The sequence below is a fragment of the Wukongibacter baidiensis genome (assembly GCF_050888315.1).
GTDB lineage: Bacteria > Bacillota > Clostridia > Peptostreptococcales > Caminicellaceae > Wukongibacter > Wukongibacter baidiensis.
This window is the reverse complement of sequence record NZ_CP138202.1, coordinates 5773735-5795001: the sequence shown is the minus strand read 5'-3', so window position 1 is coordinate 5795001 and position 21267 is coordinate 5773735. Positions and strand designations below refer to the sequence as shown.

Annotated in this window: 15 protein-coding genes; 4 read left to right on the top strand and 11 right to left on the bottom strand. The window is 33.5% G+C overall.

Features of this window, described 5'->3' with window-relative positions; all coding sequences use genetic code 11:
* Nucleotides 1-170 precede the first annotated feature (170 nt).
* Nucleotides 171-881, bottom strand: a complete 711-nt coding sequence (gene yunB / locus R9X47_RS26485) for a sporulation protein YunB (RefSeq protein WP_432664056.1) — start codon at nucleotides 879-881, stop codon at nucleotides 171-173.
* Nucleotides 882-993: 112 nt separating this feature from the next.
* The gene (locus R9X47_RS26480; RefSeq protein WP_432664055.1) at nucleotides 994-2088 is read right to left on the bottom strand and encodes a GerAB/ArcD/ProY family transporter; all 1095 of its coding nucleotides are present in this window, start codon (nucleotides 2086-2088) and stop codon (nucleotides 994-996) included.
* Between the two features lie 246 nt (nucleotides 2089-2334).
* Between R9X47_RS26480 and R9X47_RS26475 the strand changes: the two genes are divergently transcribed.
* On the top strand, nucleotides 2335-2652 hold the full coding sequence (locus tag R9X47_RS26475; protein WP_432664054.1) for a hypothetical protein: 318 nt from the start codon (nucleotides 2335-2337) through the stop codon (nucleotides 2650-2652).
* Nucleotides 2653-2834: 182 nt separating this feature from the next.
* Here the strand turns inward: R9X47_RS26475 and R9X47_RS26470 are convergent, their stop codons facing one another.
* A complete protein-coding gene (locus tag R9X47_RS26470; protein ID WP_432664053.1) occupies nucleotides 2835-3392 on the bottom strand; it encodes a hypothetical protein in 558 nt (185 codons plus the stop codon).
* Nucleotides 3393-4325 (bottom strand): hypothetical protein, encoded by a 933-nt coding sequence (locus tag R9X47_RS26465; protein ID WP_432664052.1) that lies wholly within the window; start codon nucleotides 4323-4325, stop codon nucleotides 3393-3395. It abuts the gene before it with no gap.
* Nucleotides 4326-4607: 282 nt separating this feature from the next.
* Here R9X47_RS26465 and R9X47_RS26460 point away from each other — a divergent pair, with 282 nt between their 5' ends.
* A complete protein-coding gene (locus R9X47_RS26460; RefSeq protein WP_432664051.1) occupies nucleotides 4608-5729 on the top strand; it encodes a threonine synthase in 1122 nt (373 codons plus the stop codon).
* Between the two features lie 201 nt (nucleotides 5730-5930).
* Here R9X47_RS26460 and R9X47_RS26455 read toward each other — a convergent pair whose 3' ends face one another.
* A complete protein-coding gene (locus R9X47_RS26455; protein WP_432664050.1) occupies nucleotides 5931-6593 on the bottom strand; it encodes an SDR family NAD(P)-dependent oxidoreductase in 663 nt (220 codons plus the stop codon).
* A 22-nt stretch (nucleotides 6594-6615) separates the two neighbouring features.
* Nucleotides 6616-8268, bottom strand: a complete 1653-nt coding sequence (locus tag R9X47_RS26450) for a M20/M25/M40 family metallo-hydrolase (RefSeq protein ID WP_432664049.1) — start codon at nucleotides 8266-8268, stop codon at nucleotides 6616-6618.
* A gap of 191 nt (nucleotides 8269-8459) precedes the next feature.
* On the opposite strand from R9X47_RS26450, the gene R9X47_RS26445 reads away from it, so the two are divergent.
* Nucleotides 8460-9827, top strand: a complete 1368-nt coding sequence (locus R9X47_RS26445; protein ID WP_432664048.1) for a DUF4179 domain-containing protein — start codon at nucleotides 8460-8462, stop codon at nucleotides 9825-9827.
* Between the two features lie 26 nt (nucleotides 9828-9853).
* Here the strand turns inward: R9X47_RS26445 and R9X47_RS26440 are convergent, their stop codons facing one another.
* From R9X47_RS26440 to tyrS, 5 genes are all read right to left on the bottom strand, one after another.
* The gene (locus R9X47_RS26440; RefSeq protein WP_432664047.1) at nucleotides 9854-10867 is read right to left on the bottom strand and encodes a hypothetical protein; all 1014 of its coding nucleotides are present in this window, start codon (nucleotides 10865-10867) and stop codon (nucleotides 9854-9856) included.
* A 325-nt stretch (nucleotides 10868-11192) separates the two neighbouring features.
* Nucleotides 11193-12320, bottom strand: a complete 1128-nt coding sequence (locus tag R9X47_RS26435) for an AfsR/SARP family transcriptional regulator (protein ID WP_432664046.1) — start codon at nucleotides 12318-12320, stop codon at nucleotides 11193-11195.
* Complete coding sequence (locus tag R9X47_RS26430) at nucleotides 12313-13887, bottom strand: amidohydrolase (protein ID WP_432664045.1); 1575 nt, start codon at nucleotides 13885-13887, stop codon at nucleotides 12313-12315. Before R9X47_RS26430 ends, R9X47_RS26435 begins: the two co-directional genes overlap by 8 nt.
* 317 nt (nucleotides 13888-14204) lie before the next feature.
* Nucleotides 14205-15857, bottom strand: coding sequence for a M20/M25/M40 family metallo-hydrolase (locus R9X47_RS26425; protein ID WP_432664044.1), 1653 nt, complete (start codon nucleotides 15855-15857; stop codon nucleotides 14205-14207).
* 216 nt (nucleotides 15858-16073) lie between these two features.
* Nucleotides 16074-17300, bottom strand: a complete 1227-nt coding sequence (gene tyrS, locus R9X47_RS26420) for a tyrosine--tRNA ligase (RefSeq protein WP_432664043.1) — start codon at nucleotides 17298-17300, stop codon at nucleotides 16074-16076.
* 870 nt (nucleotides 17301-18170) lie between these two features.
* Between tyrS and R9X47_RS26415 the strand changes: the two genes are divergently transcribed.
* Nucleotides 18171-21209 (top strand): penicillin-binding protein 1A, encoded by a 3039-nt coding sequence (locus R9X47_RS26415; protein WP_432664042.1) that lies wholly within the window; start codon nucleotides 18171-18173, stop codon nucleotides 21207-21209.
* The last annotated feature ends 58 nt before the right edge of the window (nucleotides 21210-21267 follow it).

Below are 21267 nucleotides of genomic sequence, written 5' to 3'. Positions count from 1 at the left end.
CTGACTTTCGGCGGTTTCTAATTTAGTGAACTTCTAAGCATAAATGTCTCTATGAGGACAAAATAGCGCCTAAGCCCTATCTATTCTAACTAATACTTTAGCATCAAAAATGAACAAGGATAAGAGCAAAGTCTTATCCATCTTTTATATAAATATCCAACTTTATTAATCTATTTATTATCTTCTCCCTCGGGAACAACGTTCAAAAGATCTTCCTTTGGTACATTTACATAATTAGCAGGAACTTTACCAACTATGATTGTCTCAGCTATGGGAACCGTGGACTGTACGGGCATGGTTTTTGATGTGAATGGAATAATCGTTTTAACTTGAGCATTTACCGTTAGGTATATTTTATGCCTTGTTTGGTTTATACCAGACTGTTCGAACTCTGTATAAAAATCTACATTAACCCTTCCGATTGTGGTAACTTCTACTTTTATCTTTGGACCATACTGTGCCAATATCTGGCTCTCAAATATATTACCTAGAGGAATCCTGATCATTGTTTCTTCCTGTGTTCCGATCTCCTTCATTCTTTGTTGTACCTCTAAAGCCACATCTGCAGCTAGATTGTTCATCATTATTGTATTTGACTGCATGAAGGTAATATTCCCTTCACTGTCGGTTCTTATAAAGTACAAGTCCTGATATCTTATGTCATCGGTAATCTTTTTACTTATAGATTCATTTATTGCCTTCGAAGCTATTTGCTTAGCTTTGATTTCAGCTATTGTTAAAACAGTCGGCTTAATCTTTTTATCTACTAACATAAATCCGTAAATTACTAAAAGTAATATAATTATCATAACTATATATGTATATGCAAATAACCTTCTGTTATTATTCATACCCTTTTTATACTTTTGCCTGGCAAACAAAAAAATCACCTCCTATATATAATATGAATTCAAAAGGTGATTTAGTTCTAGAAGATTTATATCTTCTCATATTGTTGGCAAAATTAATAAGCTAGTAGAGTAACGACAGTTTTCAAGCTCGAGGCTTTTCTAAACCCTTTCTCTTCTTTATTTCAGCTATGATATAAGTAATAAGTGGCAAGATCACATAAAAAGGTAATGCATAGTAATACCATATTTCATTATACTCAAATAATTCCATTATACCTTCATAAGAAAACTGCGCTACAGTGATCGTTAATAATGCAGTTGGAAATACTATGAATCTGTAATCAGAACAGTTAAATATCTTAGCAATACCTTTACTAGCAACCATCAGATGTACACTAACTTTAATAAAAATTCCGATTATAAACGAGACACCTGAAAGTATTTCTATTCTTTGAAAGAATCCCTTTACACTTATTCTAGCAAACGTGGAATAGGATGGAAAGTATAAGTTACTTGTTTCATATATACCCAGAACTAAACTTATTACAAGTGACATAGATGTTATTATTATTCCACCAATAAGAACCCCTATAAAGTATATCTTATATGGTGATTCTCTCTTTCTAAAGTTTTTGAAAACACTACTCAAGAGTAGTAATTGAGCGAATGGAAACATAAACGTCTCAAAAGCACCTTTAAAAACCGGACTCAGACCATTATTTAATATGGGTTTAATATTATTTATTTCTATAATTGGAATTAGAAGAAACAATATAATGAACATATTTGCAATATATATTAATGAAAAGAGATTTGCCCATCTTCCTAGTACTTCTATTCCTTTTTTCACTATGTAAACACCTATAAGCATTATACTAATTTCGATTGCTATTTTAGGAGTCTCTGATAAAGAAACTGTGCCTATGAACTCACCAACAATTATTGGAGAGTTGCTAAGTTGCTCCAAGTAAAACAAAGTAAGCAGTACTATTAAAAATCTTCCGATATGTCTTCCAAAACAGATTTCAATAATATCAAACATATCTTTATCATGAAAAATATAATGCATTCTTGCATATATAAGTCCCATTCCCAGCCCTAAAATCGTTGCTACAATATTTGCTAACCATATATCTTTTTCCGCGGATGCTCCTGAAACAAATATTGAATTTGTTCCTATAATAAAAAGAACTACAATTAGCACTCCTTGTTTATCTGAAATCACTTCTCTATTCATTGTGTTCCTCCATAAATCCTTATCTAATTAGTATCTCAATTTATTAGAAAAATTTGCATACTAAATTTCTGCATAATAATCTACCCAATTTTTTAATCAAATTTTTCATATTATGGATTGAATTCGAACATAAGTTCGTATATAATATTTATAAGCATTTCTTTATAAAAAAAATCAAGAAACATTATAAAGCTTTCATGTCAGTTCTTCCAAAGTTTTATACAATATATTTTCAGGAGTGTTAATATGGAAAAATCAATCTATTTAAAACATTATGATGCAATAAAGGATTTAGTAAATGCGCTTGGATGCGATGATACTGACAATTATCTTCGTGATAAATTGTCAGACTCCTCAAGGGAAGTAGCCAAGATAAGGGAAAGAATACATAATCTTATGGAATCTATTACACTTCAATCCAACAGCGATGAAAGGATGCATCTTCAGTATGAACTACAAGAAGCTACAGATATTCTTAATAGTCTACTACAAAACTTAAAAACTGCTGATGAAATGTATCTTTGTTATAAGTCATACATAAATTGTAGAACATGCCATTGTTAGGCCTTTTTACAAAAAATTAATGAGGGTGTCTCACAATGGCAAATTTCTGTGTTATTTGAAATTCACTCATTCTGAAACACCCTTGGGGCTGAACTCATAGAAGATCTTTATTAGACAGCCCCATTTTCAAAATCCAATCATGTTCATCAACTGCCGTTTTCAGTTATTAAATAACTCTTTTTTCATCCAAGGACTTCACCAATACTCTCAGTTAATGATATAAATAGTATATGCATAATAAAAGCTATAACACTAGTTCCCAAAAGATAAATAGCGTATATATCGGTACTAATGTTTAAGTAAAATGGAGTAGATATTAACATAATCGCTTCTATAATTAATATTCCCTTCCATCGAAAAGTAGCTTTTTCCACCAATTCATTTAATCCCCTATTCTTTGCTATATCAACTATACCTTCAGCAATATAATATATCAAGACCAGCCTTATAATGACTGATACTGTTGAAAGAATCATAAATCGAATACTGTAATCGAATACTCCTAAGCCATCTAAAATATTATTGGCTTGATAGATATCGGGTATTGAAAAAAGTATCGAGGCCACTGCAAAAGATTTCGCTTTACCATAGGACCTGTGTTGATTTTCCAAGATACCTAGTGCTGATACAATTATTATATAGCCTAACAAATCGGGACATATATTAAAATTATTAAACCTAATATCAATAAATATAATTATTAATCCTCTAAAAAGTTTATTGTAACCCTCTTGATACATCTACCTTCCCCTTCTTTCTTTAATTATACTTACAATATCTGAATTATCAAAGTAAGGATTATAATGCATTTCACAATCTCTTATGTATTCCTCCCCATCTTCTGTTTCAACCCTTAGTCTTGCATATATTTGATAGTAGTTATAACGACGCTCATCTTCATTATCTTTGGAGTAGAACCTATTATTTATTATTATATTCTCTTCTTTGTTAAGCTTAATCGGAAATAGTTCTTGCCTTAATTCAACTCCATCTACTGAAAATAAATCTTCCACATCTCCTTTATATTTTGTAGAGTCATTTTTCTCTTTGTTTTCTACTTCTGTTAATTTATTAGACCTACTCTGTGGATAATCTAAGAATATGTAAAGAAAACCGTCTAAATACTTTTTTAGATCATAGTCAAATCCCATGATTGTTAAAGGTTTGTTAGCTTCAAAAAGCCTATATTGTCTGTTTGTACTAGAACTACCACTGCTTCTTCCTATAATAGGACTTTCAATATTGTTCGAATCCTCTTTATATATTATTACCTTTCCAATGTCCACCCTCTTTACTTCATCATTACTAAAGTGAGCAATTATTTCATTAAAGATATATTTATCTTCTTCGAGCTTTACTTCTTTAAATGCATTAATATTTATCTTGAAACGACCTCTTTTTAGCATCTGATGGTTAAAGGTCTCTACATCATACTCCAGAAGCTCAAATTTTACATCTTCAATACCAGGTATCTCAGCCCATCTTAAATCTATATCTTTATTTTTATTAATCAGATAGTAGATGTCAAAACTCGTATCATTATCTAAGGTCATTTCGTAGTAATGATTTAAAAAAAGCGGCTCAGAGAGCTGTTGACTATAGTAATAAATTAAATTTCCAATCCATGAAATAGAAATTAGTATTAATATTATAAAGATTTTTTTCTTATCCATAACCTCTTCTCCTTGTCTTTTATTTCGATATATTAAAATAGTGCTTAGTCATGTACCATCAGCTTATAATCTATTAGACATAACTTTATATATTCCTCTGACGAGTTTTGTCGATGGGATTGCCATTTTTTTCTTTATAATGATTTATTAGCATAATGCTATTTAAAGAGCTATTTGACTTTTACCATATTTAATATATATTTATAGTTAATTAGACTATACAAGAATAATACTTAGAGTTTCTACAATCTGTTTACCTTTAAATATTAAAGGAGTGATTAAATGTCGATTAAATATATTTGTAGTGAATGTAATAAGAGATATGATCCTAAAACTCTAGTTTTCAGGTGCGAATGCGGCGGAGTATTGGACCTTGATCATTTCGATTTTGAATTTTCTAATGAAGATATATTAAATAATGAGTGGAGCCTATTTAGATACATAAAGGCCCTTCCCTTTGCCAAAGAACTCAATCGCTGGAAAGAGATTACTATGGGAGAGGGCTTCTCACCTATTGTACCTCTAGATAAAAATACACCAGATATACTAGTAAAGGTTGATTATTTGATGCCTACACTGTCTTTCAAAGATAGAGGTGCAGTCCTTTTAATCTCTAAAGCCAAGGAATTAGGAGTGAAAAAGGTTATCCAAGATAGTAGCGGAAATGCTGGAAACTCCATAGCAGCCTATGCAAGCAGAGCAGGTATAGAGTGTGACATTTATGTTCCTGAAGGTACATCTGCTAAAAAGATTAAGCAGATTTCTTCCCACGGAGCAAATGTACATATTGTTAAGGGGTCTAGAGAAGATACTGCCCATGAAGCCCTAATGGCAGTGGAAAGAGGAGAAGGCTTCTATGCCAGCCATGTATATAATCCATTTTTCTATCAAGGAACTAAAACCTATGCCTATGAAATCTATGAGCAATTAAACTTCAGTATTCCAGAAGCCCTAGTAATCCCTGTAGGAAACGGAACCTTGCTTCTTGGTTGCTATTATGGTTTCAAAGAATTACTAAACTTAGGTTTAATAGATAGAATTCCTAAAATTATTGCAGTACAGGCTAGCGGTTGTGCCCCTATATACGAGGCCTTTAAAGCAGAGAAAAACTCTGTAGATGCTGTAATAAATACAGGAACTTTAGCTGAAGGAATTGCCATTGCTAAGCCAATGAGAGGAAAACAGATTCTTGAAGCTGTAAGAGCTACCTACGGTGAAATCATTACTGCGCCAGAGGATAAAATCGCAACAACGAGGAAATATTTAGCCGGAAAAGGGTTTTATGTAGAACCAACTACTGCCGCAACATTTGCAGCTTTCTTAAGTTATTATAAGGAAAATGACCATGGGATAAGTGGCAAAGTGATAATTCCATTATGTGGAGCTGGGTTAAAAAAAGATTAGAGATATTTAAATTGTTCGGGAAAATTAGAAGGGGCTAATCTCATAGAAACATATTTTGAGATCAGCCCTTTTTTCAAAGCAAATAGAGTTTAAGGTTTTGAAATCCTACATTCTGAGCATCACCTTTTATTGTTAAGATGACCTCTATATACATATTTTGAGCTTGCTTATCTAAGTTATCCATACTGTTTATATAACTACTTATTTCTCAATAATAATCTCTTCCCTACCATCATCTTTCATTATAATTTCCTTCGCTACCTCAGATGGTGCTTTCAGTCTACTTTTATCCTTGATATGACTGGAGTTTTCCCAAAATGGAGTATTCATACCTCCCATATATACAGCTGTAACTTTTATCGATCCATCCTTCAATTCCTTCTGAAGACTCTCGGTAAACCCTCTGACTGCAAATTTGCTTGCACAATATGCGGCCTCGTTGACCTTTCCTCTTAATCCAGCAGTAGATATTATATTTAATATCCTTTCATTTAAATATGGGAGCAGAAGCTTTGTAGTCAATATTGTCCCCTTTACATTGATATCTATCATGGCATCGATTTCATCTATTGTGACTTCTTCTATTGGTCCAAAACACCCTACACCAGCACTGTTAATTAAGTAATCTATATTCTCATATTTCTCTGCAATCTTTTCTGCTAGTGCCCTTACAGAGTCAGAACTGCTTACGTCATGGCTCATACATTCTGCAGATGCGCCGCTTTCTCTTATCTCTTTAGCTACACTCTCTAACTTATCTATAGTTCTCCCAACTAATATTATATGATTACCCTGCTCAGCATAGCACTTAGCAAGTTCTTTACCCAGCCCACTTCCAGCTCCTGTAATTAGAATTCTTTTCATCTTTTTTCCTCCTCTTTTCTGTCTAATCTGTGTTTAATATTTTATCAATAAAGTCAGCCATAATTTGTGGAGTTCTATCAAAAACATCCTCTTCTAAAACCCTTTCCGTAATCTTATGAAGGTCCTTACCCCAAGGACCAATATTAACCATTGGGATTGACAAGGTCCTTAGATCATCAAATGGTATATGATATAAGCTTCCCCAACCAGGAGTATTAGATTCTATTGTGTTGATAACTGAATCTGAACTTAGTAAACCTGTATAGCTAAAATCTGAAATTCCCATAAAGTAATGTCGTTTCTTATAGCTTTGTCCCCATTTTGTTAATGTAAATTTATTTACTATGTCGATGAATTCATCTTCCTTCGTTAAGCCTATATCTCTATTAGATATATGGGGATAGAATGGAGCTGAAACTGCTAATACAATTAAAGGCTCCTTATCATCTAGGAACTCTACTACTTCTTCTACCAATCTCATTGTTGCTTCTTGAATATTTATCTCACTATTAACTATTTTATCTTTAAAAATACCCACTAAATCATCGAGTTTCTCAAGAAATTTTTCACCGTGCTTTTCTAAAACTATGTGGTAAAGTTCATCATATGTTAGAACCCTTGGTTTCCATGGTAGTTTTTCAAATTCCTTTTTGGACTTTTTGCAGAACTCCCTATAGGACTTATTTATGTTGTCAATACATTCTCCAAAGGCCTTTTCACAGGTATCCTTTAACTTTTCTATTATTTCCTTTGGAGATGTATAAAGGGTTAACATACTAAAATAGGCAGCGGAGGCTTCAGGAATTGAAGCATCGTAACATTTTTTTCTATCACGTAAGTATACCCATGAGGGAGGTGGTGATGTTTCTCCATCTACACAGTCACAGAAGTCAACATTGAGTTCAACTCTTGTGTGTATCATTGAAAGAAGATAAGATGGGTTAAATCCCGTATATATTTGACCTATATGGGATTTCTTCCCCCTTGCATATATGACAGGCATAAATTTACCTACCGATCCCTCATAGATGATTCCTTTATCATCCTCTTCCTTTGAAAATGGTTCAGAATTTATAATAGATTTATATTTTAAACCATGCTTTTCTCTTAGTTTTACTAATAGCTTAATAGCGCCCCTCATGCCAGCTGATAGATTTTCTTCATCGGAAACCGATAAAAATAGCAGATTTCCATTAAATCCTTCAATAGAAGAGGCCTTGTCGGTCATCCACATTTGCATAGCGGTGCCGGCCTTCATATCTGCAGTTCCTCTACCAAATATCCATTTCCCGGATTCTATATCCTTTACTACATCATCATCTAAGCTTAACTGTTTAAGACCCTTCTTCAGCTCCTTTGGTTTTAAAGCGATATCCATAAGTTCACCATATTCATATATGTCTACTGCATCATGATGATTCATCAATACTACTGTATCATCTCCATTACCCTTTACTAGGGCCCATACAACTGAGCGTTTAAGAGGATCATCTTCTACTGTATACTTTCCAGCTAGCTCTGGATTTCTTCTATAATAGAGTCTATCAGTAAACCATTCATATATTTTATCTTCAATACCCTTCTCTAGCTTCGTTCCCGTATCGCTTTGAACTGACACAAGCTCATAAAACAATTTTTCAATCATTGCTCTATCATCATGATTAAATGTAAACATAAACCTTCCCCCTAAAGACTGTTTGGTAGTACTCTATTTGTATTCAACACTAGATAGTTAATTCCTTTTAGGAGTAGTATAAAGAACATTATTTTTAATATAATGTTAAGTAAAGATTCTACATCTACCATGATATAATAGCAATGTATTAACATTTTTTAGTATAAATACTTTATAAGGTAGTGGTAAATATGAATGAAAATGAGAATTATGACAGAGAAGATTTGATAGATTCAGAGAATAATGATTGTGAAGAAAATCATTCTAATTATACAGAAAATCATAAATCAAGGAAAAGAATCATTGCTTTAGTTTCTATTATATTAACCTTGTTTATAGTAGCTATAAAGTTCTCCCCTATCTCTAGTTATTTTAATAATATTACCGGAACTAACAGCAAATATAGTAACTATGAAACCCTTTATGACCTAAAAGACGAAGGCATTAAACTAGCCATCAAAAACAACTTTATACAGGATATCGGTATCTCCGATGAGTATGACGACTTAGTTTTTACAGTAGATAGTCTGATTTTCGATGGAAGAAGAATGGTACTATTCTACACAATAGAAAATAAAGGAGATCATAAGTATATCGAGTATTTTGATTTCGATATCCTTGATGACAAGGGAGAACATCTTCCTGCTAGCTATGGCCATCCCTATTACGACGATACCAACTTAAACGAGGTCAGAAAAATCCATGACACATTTGATTTAAGTCTATCTCCTGAAATGGAAGTTCCAGATAGTATTCAGATAAAAGTCAAAATTCGAGAATCTGTAGTCGATGTAGATTCTCGTAATGAATTCGTAGGTAGGGATGATGAAGAAGAATATTCTAGATCAAAGGAATTACCGTATACTTGGGATGTAACTATACCCCTTGATAAGGAGTTATTTAAAAATGAAAAGATCACCTACGATATCAATGAAACAGTAGAAATTGCAGGACAGAAGTTATACTTTGATAGGCTCACAGTTTATCCAATAACAAGTATATTACACCTAAGATATGATGTGAATAATTCAATGAACATATTCTCCGTTGAAGACTTAAGAATAGTTGATAATAATAGAGAATGGCAAAATGGTTTAAACGGTTTAATAAGTTCCAATCCAGACGATTTTAGAAGAGATCTATATTTTGAGAGCAATTATTTTACTAGACCAGACTCTGTTCATATTATGGGTAATGGCATTAAAGCAATTGATAAGGAAAAAATAGATGTAGTTGTTGACATAGAAAAGACTAAGTTATTGAATTCTCCTGATCGCGATTTCAAATTTCGTGAAGTAGAGAATAGACCTACTACTGATACTATATCATTAGTCTTTGAATATCCCGATGAGGGTTTATCATTTAGCTTTGATTTCAAAGATGCTGAAGGCAATATTCTACGTGCCGATTCACTGGGCCATTCATCAACTGAAAATTCTAGTCAAATTTTCTTTATGATTCCCAAGGATTTAGACTATGTAAATCCGATAACTTTGACATTGTCAAACTATCCAAATGTAATAAATAAACAATTTAAAGTAGAAGTAAAAGCAAAATAGACTTGGGATAACCCAAGTCTATTTATTTATTCTTCTAGGTATAGCTCTTTAACTTTTTCAGCTGCTTCCTTATGAAGCTTATCTGATGCTTTAAACAGTTCATCCATATTATTCATACTACCTAATACTCCATCTTTACTCTCTATATATTCTGTTATCCCTTTAACTGACTGAGTTGTTACAGGATGTGTTTCATCAGAAAGAATGTCCTTGTACACCTTATTCATTTCATCCACAACTCTGAATTCTTCATCGACTGTTCCATCAAATATGTTTGGATTTACTAGCTTCCATATGCATACCATATAGTTCATTGCCACATCATCAACGTTTGGTGACTTTGGATATTTCTTTAAGAATTCCTCATATCTAAATGCCCTTTCCTTAAGCTTGGCTACATCTATAGCAAGATACTCTTCTACAAGGGTAGGCTGATCAAGTTCACCGGACATAATATCTAAATACTCTATAGTCATATCTGTTAGATATTCAGAATACTCCTCCTTAATGGCTTTAAAATCGATTACAGGATAATAGCTTCCCTCAGCGTTATAGAGTCCGTATCCCTTATCGAATAACTTCTTAATACCGTCTGCACTCTTCTTATCTTCCATATTCTCTAATAAAAAGTACTTACTATCTCCTGCAAATACATAAGCTCTTTCAAATTTACTGCTATCCTTTTCATAGGCCTTTTTAATCTTCTCATGAATATCTATATTATTATCAGAATAGAAATAGTTAATTTCTTCTTCAATACCCTTTTTCTGCAGCTCAATAAGATATTCTATCATTCTATCAGCAGTTTCCTCGTCTGCTTTGCTAATATTATCATCAATAAAACCTTTAACTTCCCCTAATTCAGGCTTGTCAGCCACAAGGACCTCAAAATCCTTTAGCACACCTGTTTTTTCTTCTTGATTTGTCTCTATCTTTGTATTTTTATTGTTATCTATATTATTTGCCTCTTTAGCTGCACATCCAGTTAAGGCAACTGACAATAAAGTTACTATGATTACTTTCTTTACATGTCTCTTCATTATTCTTCCTCCAGTTCATTTATAGATCAGATTTGAGCTCAACCTCTAAGAAAAAATATTCTCAATGGCTGCTCCAGTATATCAAGTACCTCAATCCCTCATCTATATAGACGTCATATATTTTTCTTTTGTTCCATTTGTGAAATTTGCTCAAAAAAATAAATTGCTTAAACTGCAATCTAACATCTATTATATAATATTTTGATCTAACTATCTATGGACTTAATTCATGATTCTCTATGCAACAACCTACATTTTTGTAATAATATAGAACAAAGCACAACTAACAAGTAAAAGCTTGAATCAGATATTTATAATTCTTTTACTAATCTAATCCAAGCTCTAAAAATATATTAGGCAGTCTTCTCTTAATGTATTCAATGAATTCCTTAGATACACTGTCAATTTCTCCATGGGTTTGTACTATTGGCAGTTCCCAGTTTTGCTCGCATTTTTGTAAAACATCTGCGCATGCTCTAAAAATTCTTAGTTTTTCAATATCTATAGATAGATATTTAAGTGGATCATTCTCTTCATTAACTAGTTCGGGAAGGAGCTTTGCTAATTCTAGTTTATGTTCCCTGTGTATCTTATCTAATATATCGGGATATTTAACAAGTATATCTTCAATGATTTCTGTTAAAAAAAAGAACTGTGGATACACATAATTATTACTGTATACTGTTTCACTAGCTGAGTGTATTTGCCCTGCTATTATATTTTGATACAATCTATTAGTTTTTTCCATTGGACTTATATTTAACTCACTTCTAAGTAAATTTCCACACCTTTCATATTGCCTCATTGCTGCTACTCTATCGCCTGATAAATAATACATTTTCATAAGCTGTCTATGAATATCTTCATCTAAAGGATTGAAAAACAATAATTTTTCTAGATACTCAATTGCGTCGCTATATTTATTAAGGTTTAGAAAAATATCCGATAACTTTCTTAGGGTCTGAAAGTATATCCGTTGAAGCCTCTCCCTTTGATAGATAATCCAGTCATCAATTTCATGACTTTCTCTTATTTGAAGCCCCTGAAGAAACTCTCCATTGTAAATGTCAGTAAATCTTTCAGCCCTTTGCCAGTTACCACTCAATATTTCTTCTGACATTATTTGAAAATCCTCTAGATCGCATTTAAGGTCAGCTTCCTTATTTATTAAGCAATAGTTTTTATCATGACCAAGGATTATTTCATCCTCTATCCCATGCTCTTTAAAAACCTTCTTTATCGACCAAAGTGTATATCTTAAATTATACTTTGCAGATTTATCAGAACTGTCGCGCCAGAATAATGTTGCTATCTTTTCTCTATGAATCTTAACTCCTCTTTTTTCAGATATTAGATAAGCAATAATCCCTACACCTTTGCTGCTTATCATATTAGTTATTTCTTCATTTCCGATACAAATTTTAGGTTTTCCTAATAGACTTATTCTAAGCAAGGGTATCTCTCCAATCTGCTATTTCATCGGATATAAATAGTATTTTTCCAGCCTTAATCGTCCCAAGCACAACTATTTCATCTATCCTTTCAGCATTGTATTCCAAAGGATTTGTGTTCAAGATACATATATCTGCTAAGTACTCTAAATCTAGTTTCCCCTTTGTATCTTCCTGTCCAACCGCAATTGCACCATTTATAGTAAACATTTTTAAGGCTTCTAGATTAGATATCCTTTCTTCCTTTGTTGGGTGATTAAGAGCGGAGTAAATCCCTAGTAATGGGTTAATGGGAGTGAGGTCACTTTCTGATCCCCCTGCAATAATCCCCCCGTTAGCAATTATCGTTGCATTTGGATTTGTTCTTTTTGCTCTTATCTTTCCTAGTCTTTTTGCGTAGGTCTTTCCCTCTCCACCCCAGAAATACTCACAAGCGGGCTTCATAGACAATATTACGTTGAGCTTAGATGCTAATTCTATTTGATTTAGATTTGGAAGTTCAAAATGCTCTATACGCATCCTACTTTTGCTTGATGGAAATGCTTTCTTTGCCCTATAATAAACATTTAGGATTTGGCCTATAGCTCTACTCCCCACTGCATGAACTGTAGTATCCATTCCCTTTTGTATACCTGTAAAAATTAGACTCTCAATCTCATTATCTGAGAAGTATAACTCTCCCCTTGTTTTCTCCATGTCTTCATAGGGATATTCCAAGGCAGCAGATCTAGCCTGAAACGATCCATCTAAAAATATGCTTCCTCCTATTCTATTCAGACCCATTGCCTCTACTTTTGATATATCCGTCGTTTGAAAGAATAGTTCAACATCGATAGGAAATTTATTCATATTTTCATGAATTAACTCAGCATCTCTATCATGAAATAAAAAACCACCTTCCATGGCGTGGACTGTTGTTACTCCTTGTCTTATGGCATTATCTAAAGCAATATCTACACCTTGTTTTCTTATACTATCAGGAATAATTCCTAATAGTTTTTTTCTAGCAATAAAATTTGCTCTCCCCGTTAGAACCCCAGTTGGTATTCCTCTACCATCTCTTTCGATACCATCCAAATTGAAGGGCAAATTTAAAAATTTAAATGCCTGAGTGTTCACAATAGTTATCTGGTAATCTACAGTGGAAATCCACACCATTCTTTCTGACTCAGTTGAATCTAACTCCCACCTAGTTGGCATCCGAGATTCCTTGAGCTTTATCTCTTCAAGTCCGACGCATCTGATTATTAGACCAAAGCTACTCTCCTCAGCTTTGGCTCTTTTTATAGAGTCTAAAATTTCCTTAATAGAGTAGCAATTATTAAGACTATTTGCCAATATATTTAAACCCGATTGAACGAGATGTACATGACTATCAATAAACCCCGGCAATGCCCAGTTTCCCTTTATATTCAAGCATTGTGCTTCCTTTTCATATTTCTTATATCCATCATCCATTCCCATATCAGCAATATATCCATTACTAATATATATCCAATCCACTATTGGTCTATCAGGATTCAATGTTATAAATTTTCCATTGTATAATAACAAAGTGTTATCTTCCATCAATATCCTCCACCGCTTAAGATTTGATTCCTACCTTTCCTAATTCAACATGAAAGTATTATTTCCTTCAGATTGTTAACAAAGTTAACAAGATGTTAGGCTGTTAAGAAACTCGAAGTTCAAGGCGTGCTGAAACCAAGAGGCCGTAGCGTATATAGACATACGTAAGGGTTCTTGGTTGAAGCAACAACGCAGAAATTCGGGTTTCTTAGCGGCCTCAAGGAAGTACTATTTCCTTTTTTATAGATGTGAGATTGAGAAGCTTAAATTATTTAATCTTCTCAATCTTACCCCTGTATATAGTTTCTCAATAATGTCTATAAATTAAAGATTTCATTTACTAAAAAACGTAATAGCTTTGGTCCAATATCAAAGGAATAATCCGTTAATATCCGTTCTGTATACTTATGGGGATCTCTTCCATGGGGACCAAAATTCAATACCGGGATATTTAGCTTCTTTATTTCCTCTATAGGGAATTTATATCTACATCCCCACGAAGGAGTATTCCCTGCCAGATATTCAATAACATCCTCTGCATCCTGTAGAGCAAAATAACTTAGGTCCGATAAACCTTGAAAGTACTTCTGCTTTAGTATCTTTTCACCATAGTCTCTATCAGCCTTATCAATCAGTTTATCAGCTAATCCAATTAACTTCCTATCGAATTCATTATTGTCTTTAAGTCCCACATGGGGGTAATAGGGTGGCGTATAATATAGTACAATCATTGGTTCACTAATAGAGCAAAATCTATGGACCTCGGAAACTAGCTTTAAATTTAACTCACGCTCGTCCATTGATGAATCTTCTTTCCACTTTTTTAAACAACTTTCTATATGTGTTACAAATTTTTCTCCATGGGCCTTCTGTGCTAACCCATATAATTCTGAATAGTATAGTATCTTTGGCTTAAAGTCTCTTACCTCAACGGGTAAACCAGACATACCTCTGTATCGTTCTCCATGAACCCTTACTTTCTCTATGGCTGCATCGAGGGCTTCTTCAGCTATTTCCCTTAATTTCTCTAATGCTGTCTTTGGAGACATTTGTAGGGTCTGAATATTATAATAAGCTACGGATGTTACAGGGGTCTGTCCCGAATATAATTCTTTAGAATCCTTGTATTTTAAGCTAGTAGGAGGTACCGTTACCTCTCCATCCATTACATCACATAAATCCGTGTTGACATCCAATCTTCTAATAAATTCGGCAGCAATTAAATTAACATTTACCCCTGATAATGATTCACCAACATGGCTCTCCTTACCCACAAAATAGAAACCCGGGACAAGTTTTCCAGCAGTCCCTAAGTAAATATATTTGTTATTGTCTCCTGGATAAGCTCCGAAATTAGGTTCACAATTCAAAGCGGCAATAGGATTCAAATTCTTATCTTCAATTATTTTATTTATAAATGGTATTCCTGATAATATTCCTGAGGAGTTGGATTCCTCATCGGGCACAACAATAAAAAGCAGATTGCCATCAAAATCTTCTAAAGTACTATATTCCTCTAATAGGGCCATTTGCCATGCAACACCGGTCTTCATATCCATAATTCCTCTACCAAAAATCCAATTCCCGGAAAGCAAATCATCTCTGGCATCCTTTGGAAGTCCTTCTGCATCTAATCTCTTTGTATATTCATATGGATCTAAGGCATATTCCTTTAAGGTAATGAAATCTTGGATATCTACAGTATCCATATGTCCAACTAATATCAATGTATCCTTTGTTTTACCCCTTCCCTCAACTAAAGCTGTAACAAAATTTCTTCCTAGAAGGTCTTCCTCTAAGGGCTGTAAAAATAGATTTTGTGGATTTTCTTGAAAATATGGTATCTCCTCAAGTAGGCTATAGATTAGCTTTGCCATACCTATTTCGTTCTTCGTTCCAGAAATACTATTTTGTTTTACAAGCTGCACAGCTAGGGATTGTAATCCCTCTGAACTCTTCCATTTTAACAATTTAATCTCCCCCATCACTTCTTAGTATTAGTTAAATAGTATTAACTTAATACTACGTTAGAAGCGATTATGTCAGCGTTTTAAGTACTATTTTATTGCCCGTTTTTTTGATTAATTTCATAAAAAAAGTGTTTCACAATGACGAATTTCTATACTATATTGAAATTCATTCATTATGAAACACCCCAATTTTTCCTTCTATCCGCTTTTCACCTTTTAAACTAATCTCACTTGATGATATACCTTCTTACCCTTCTTAATAAGTAATTTACCATCCTTAAAATCTTCCTCTTTTATAACAGAGTTAGGATCTGTTACCTTTTCACCTTCAACTGATAATCCATTTCCTTTTATAATACGTCTAGCTTCACTCTTTGATGGAACTATTCCGATTCTATCTAAAAGAGTTAATATTCCCATACCTTCTGCAAACTCTGATCTTGGAATCTCAGTAAATGGTATATTTTCATCATTTGCTCCCTGACCAAATAATGACTTTGCTGCTTCCTGGGCTTTTTTAGCTTCTTCTTCACCATGAACAAGTTTAGTTACTTCAAAGGCAAGTTTCTCCTTTGCCCTATTTATCTCTGATCCTTCCAAGGCACCAAGCTGTCTTACTTCATCCATTGGTAAGAATGTTAATAGACATAAACATTTTTCAACATCAGCATCATCAACGTTTCTCCAGTATTGGTAGAAATCATATGGTGATGTTTTCTCAGGATCAAGCCAAACTGCACCTGATTCAGTTTTACCCATCTTTTTACCTTCACTTGTTGTCAGAAGTGTGAAAGTCATTCCATAGGCAGGCTCACTCTTTACCCTTCTAATCAAATCTGCACCATATATTATATTTGACCATTGATCATTACCACCAAGCTGCAGTTTACAATTGTATTTGTCATATAGTTGTAAAAAGTCATATGATTGCATGATCATGTAGTTAAACTCTAAGAATGATAATCCCTTTTCCAAACGTGCCTTGTAACATTCTGCCCCAAGCATTCTATTAACTGAAAAGTGTCTTCCAACCTCTCTAAGGAATGGAATATACTCTAGGTTCATTAGCCAGTCAGCATTGTTTACCATTATTGCTTTTCCTTCTGAGAAGTCAAGCATATTATCAACTTGCTTTTTAAAGCACTCCCCATTATGCTCTATCTGCTCTGGTGTAAGCATTTTTCTCATGTCTGTTTTTCCAGATGGGTCACCAACCATTGTAGTTCCACCACCAATTAGAAAAATAGGCTTATGTCCTGCTTTTTGCATATGGGACATTACCATTATTTGAAGAAAATGTCCTACATGTAAACTATCAGCAGTTGGGTCAAAACCTATATAAAAAGTAACAGACTCCTTACCTAAAAGTTCACGAATCTCATCTTCATGGGTAGTTTGCTGAATAAATCCACGTTCCATCAACGTATCAAAAACGTTCTTCATAATTTTCCCTCCTATACTATTTCAAAATATTGTATACCCTCTAAATATAGTCATGCTACTTTAAGCTAGCATGATTATAAAAGGCTCAAAAGTCTTATTGTAGAGAGTTCCAAGTAAACCTTAATTTATACATATTAAAATATCCGATCCCTCTGGGGATTTTTTGATGTGTATAAATTAAAGTTTTGACTGGAATCTCTATATGGTTAGTATTATCCTTAACCCAAGCCTTTATTAGAATACAAAAAGGACCTCCTCATCATTTAAGGACGAGAAGGCCCGTGGTACCACCTTAATTTACATAATAATATGCCTTTATCCACTATAACGGGTGTAAGCCGTCGAAGTTTTTAGCTTCGAAACTCCAGAGTGTAATTCGCATTCCCATGTACTACAGATCTTTCACCACCCGATCTGCTCTCTTATTTTGTAACCATAGGCCGCTACTTAAAGATATCAATAATTAATAAAAATTTAAGATTTGAAAAATGTGGAACTAAATGCCATAATATTCCACAAAACGTTCTTTAAAAAATGAATCAATAATGACAATGCTATCAAGATTTATTCATTTAATAAAGTCTACAAATTAATTACTTACATCTTAGCTCTTTCACTGTCTTTAACTAATTAAATATTATATTTATACTACCATATTATATTTATCCTGACAAGAAAATAATAGAAATTATCTCAATATATGAATGACATCTTTACCGCTGTAATATATTGAATTTTTTCCATATTTTTAGTATTTATATTCTTTTCAGTTTAATATAGAATTAACAAGATTCCCTTGATATGATATAATATTTTTTATAGTTTACACTGTTTTTAGGCCTTTTATGCAAATTTGGGAGGTAAGTATTTATGAGTGAAAGTAATGGACGTAGATCAAGGCAAAATAAAGAAAAAAGGAGTAGTAAGACAAAAACAAAAGCTAAAAAGAAAAATAAAATATTACTTTTTCTGCAAATCACATTCCTACTTGTTATAGTTGTTGGGTTTGTGGGAGCGGGAGTAACCGTTGGTCTTGTTAAGGCAGCTTTAAAAGATGTAAAACCTGTTGATCCATCAAAAATTCCTATGATGTTAGATGAAAATTCTGTAATCTTTGATAGTTCTGGTAACCTTTTAGAGAAAATCCAAAGTACTGGTTTAAGAACTGTTGTTAAGTATGAAGATATAGATGAGGACTTGAAAAATGCTTTCATCGCTACTGAGGATAGAACTTTCTTCGAACACCAGGGTTTTAACTATAGAAGATTAGCTGGGGCAATGATTGAAGGTCTAAAAAATAAAAGGATGCCAAAGGGTACAAGTACACTTACCCAACAGTTGGCGCGAAATATCTATTTAGCTGAAATTAAAAGCGAAAAATCTCTAACCAGAAAAATTAAAGAAGCCTATTATGCAGTTCAAATTGAAAGAGCATTGAAAAAGGAACAAATATTTGAAGCGTACCTTAACACTATATATTTAGGCAGTGGTGCAAAGGGTGTTCAAGCAGCTGCTCAAACATATTTTTCAAAGGATGCTAAGGACTTGGATTTAATTGAGTCAGCATTAATAGCTGGGATTACGCAAAGCCCTACTAGACATTCACCTTTTATTACAAAAAAGAAAGTAAATGTTTCTGATGATGACTACATATTAGATGATAGTGATGAGCTTTATACAATAGTTTTTAACGAAGAATCTCTAGATAGATTTGGCGATATTCTATATTTTATGAGAATTAATGACTTTATAACAGAAGCTGAATATCAAGAAGCTAAAAGTGTAGATTTGAAAACAAGGCTAAAACCTGGAAAACTTAAAAATACTGATATTTCTTCATTTTTCACTGATTTAGTTAAGAATGAGGTAATAGAAGCTCTTATGGCTGAATTCCCTGATGAGATTACCACAAGGGAAGAAGCTCAAAACATGTTATATACTCAAGGGTTGCAAATTTACAGTACATTAGATTTAGATATGCAGACTAAGCTTGAGAACATCTATGCCAATAACGAGAATTTTCCAAAGATAACTTCAAAAAAGGATAAGGCTGGAAACATTTTAAAACCTGTGAAGAAAAATGGTAAAACAGTTGGTTATACAGTGGTTTTACTTAAACAGGACAACATTGTTTCTAAAGATGGTCATTTAATAATATCTAAGGGGCAATTCAAGTATAGCGACAACGGTGATTTGATATTGCTTAAAAATAATAGATTAGGATTCACTAATACAAAAGATGGTATTTTAGTAAGAGTAAAGGATTCTTATAAGATAAATGATAAAAATGAATTGTTTAGTTATAAGGGCGGCTCTGTTAGAATTCCTCCGCAATACAAGTCTCTGGATAAAAGTAAAAACTTAGTTGTATCAAGTGAGTTCTTAAATTCAACGCCTGACTTTTTTACAAAGGATGGTAACGGAAATATTTTAATTGCTAAAGATAGTTACAGCATTAGTAGTCAAGGCACAATTCAACCACAATCCTCTGCTGTAATTGTGGACTATAGGACCGGTGAGTTAAAAGCCTTAATAGGCGGAAGAAATATAAAAGGTCAAAAACAGTTTAACAGAGCAATAAACCCAAGACAGCCTGGTTCTTCAATTAAGCCGCTTGCAATATATACACCTGCCCTTGATAATGGCTGGACAGCGGCATCAATTATAGATGATGTACCTCATTATGATGGAAATGGAAATAGATGGCCTAAAAACTGGTATCGTGACGGTTTTTGGGGTCTTATGACCATAAGAAAGGCCTTACAATGGTCTTCTAATGTTCCTCCAGTAGTCCTTTCCGAAAGAATTGGAGTATCTACTTCGGTTGACTATCTAAAGAAAATGGGGATAACATCAGTAGTTGAATCGGGACCTAGAAGTGATATGAACTCTGCGGCCATGGCCTTAGGTGGTATGACTAATGGTATCTCACCTTTAGAATTAACTTCTGCCTATGGAAGTTTAGCAAACAAAGGGGTTCATATAAAGCCTTACTCTTTTACAAAGGTTACAGATAAAAATGGTAGTGTCATTTTAGAAAATAAACCTTTGAAGAATTACGTAGTTAGCCCTCAAGTTGCCTTTCTCATGACAGATATCATGAGAAGTGGTGTCGAAGAGCAAGGGGTTGGAACAAAGGCTAGAGTAAAAAATATGTCAGTAGCTGGTAAAACAGGTACTACCTCAGATAAAATCGATGCATGGTTTGTGGGATATACTCCTTATTATGCTGCTGGAGTGTGGATAGGTAATGACCTGCAAACAGCTCTTCCTGATGGAAGTAAACTAAGTGCTATACTTTGGAGCAAAATTATGACAGAAGTCCATAAGGATCTACCAGATAAGGAATTTGAAAAGCCAGAAGGTATTGTTCGTGTAGCAATAGATACTAAGTCAGGTAAGCTTCCAACAGAGCTTTCTCAGCAAGCTGGTACAGTTAGAAGCGAATACTTTATTGCAGGTACGCAACCGACAGAGTACGATGATGTTCATGTTGAAGCAGTAATATGCGAAGAAAGTGGAAAGCTTGCTACTGAGTATTGTCCTGATACATTAATTGGAAAGAGAATAATGGTAAAAAGGCCTGTACCATACATTCCTGAGGAACATGATGGAATTGTTCCAACAGATTTTAAGGATGAGCTTCCAACAGAATATTGTGATATTCATACATCTTCTTTCAATCAAGGTAATGTGCCTCTCGAAGACTTACCTATCGGTACTATGGTGTTACCAAATGGTACTAAGGTTTTACCTGATGGTAGTAAGATACTTATAGATGGTACGATTATTTATCCAGATGGAACTATTAAATCTCCTTTAGATAATTCTGAAGTGGAAACAAACTCGGAAGAAGTAGATAGTAACGATAATGACGAAGATAATAATAACAATGGATATGATTGGTAATAAACCAAAACCCGGTAGTGATCTACCGGGTTTTTCTTATCCTAAAACCTTAACTCAT

Excerpts from the sequence above, each read along its gene's own strand:
- R9X47_RS26440 (WP_432664047.1), bottom strand. The coding sequence starts at position 10,867 with ATGAAGAGACATGTAAAGAAAGTAATCATAGTAACTTTATTGTCAGTT.
- R9X47_RS26480 (WP_432664055.1), bottom strand. The coding sequence starts at position 2,088 with ATGAATAGAGAAGTGATTTCAGATAAACAAGGAGTGCTAATTGTAGTT.
- R9X47_RS26470 (WP_432664053.1), bottom strand. The coding sequence starts at position 3,392 with ATGTATCAAGAGGGTTACAATAAACTTTTTAGAGGATTAATAATTATA.
- R9X47_RS26465 (WP_432664052.1), bottom strand. The coding sequence starts at position 4,325 with ATGGATAAGAAAAAAATCTTTATAATATTAATACTAATTTCTATTTCA.
- R9X47_RS26445 (WP_432664048.1), top strand. The coding sequence starts at position 8,460 with ATGAATGAAAATGAGAATTATGACAGAGAAGATTTGATAGATTCAGAG.
- R9X47_RS26455 (WP_432664050.1), bottom strand. The coding sequence starts at position 6,593 with ATGAAAAGAATTCTAATTACAGGAGCTGGAAGTGGGCTGGGTAAAGAA.
- R9X47_RS26475 (WP_432664054.1), top strand. The coding sequence starts at position 2,335 with ATGGAAAAATCAATCTATTTAAAACATTATGATGCAATAAAGGATTTA.
- R9X47_RS26450 (WP_432664049.1), bottom strand. The coding sequence starts at position 8,268 with ATGTTTACATTTAATCATGATGATAGAGCAATGATTGAAAAATTGTTT.
- R9X47_RS26415 (WP_432664042.1), top strand. The coding sequence starts at position 18,171 with ATGAGTGAAAGTAATGGACGTAGATCAAGGCAAAATAAAGAAAAAAGG.
- tyrS (WP_432664043.1), bottom strand. The coding sequence starts at position 17,300 with ATGAAGAACGTTTTTGATACGTTGATGGAACGTGGATTTATTCAGCAA.
- R9X47_RS26460 (WP_432664051.1), top strand. The coding sequence starts at position 4,608 with ATGTCGATTAAATATATTTGTAGTGAATGTAATAAGAGATATGATCCT.
- R9X47_RS26430 (WP_432664045.1), bottom strand. The coding sequence starts at position 13,887 with ATGGAAGATAACACTTTGTTATTATACAATGGAAAATTTATAACATTG.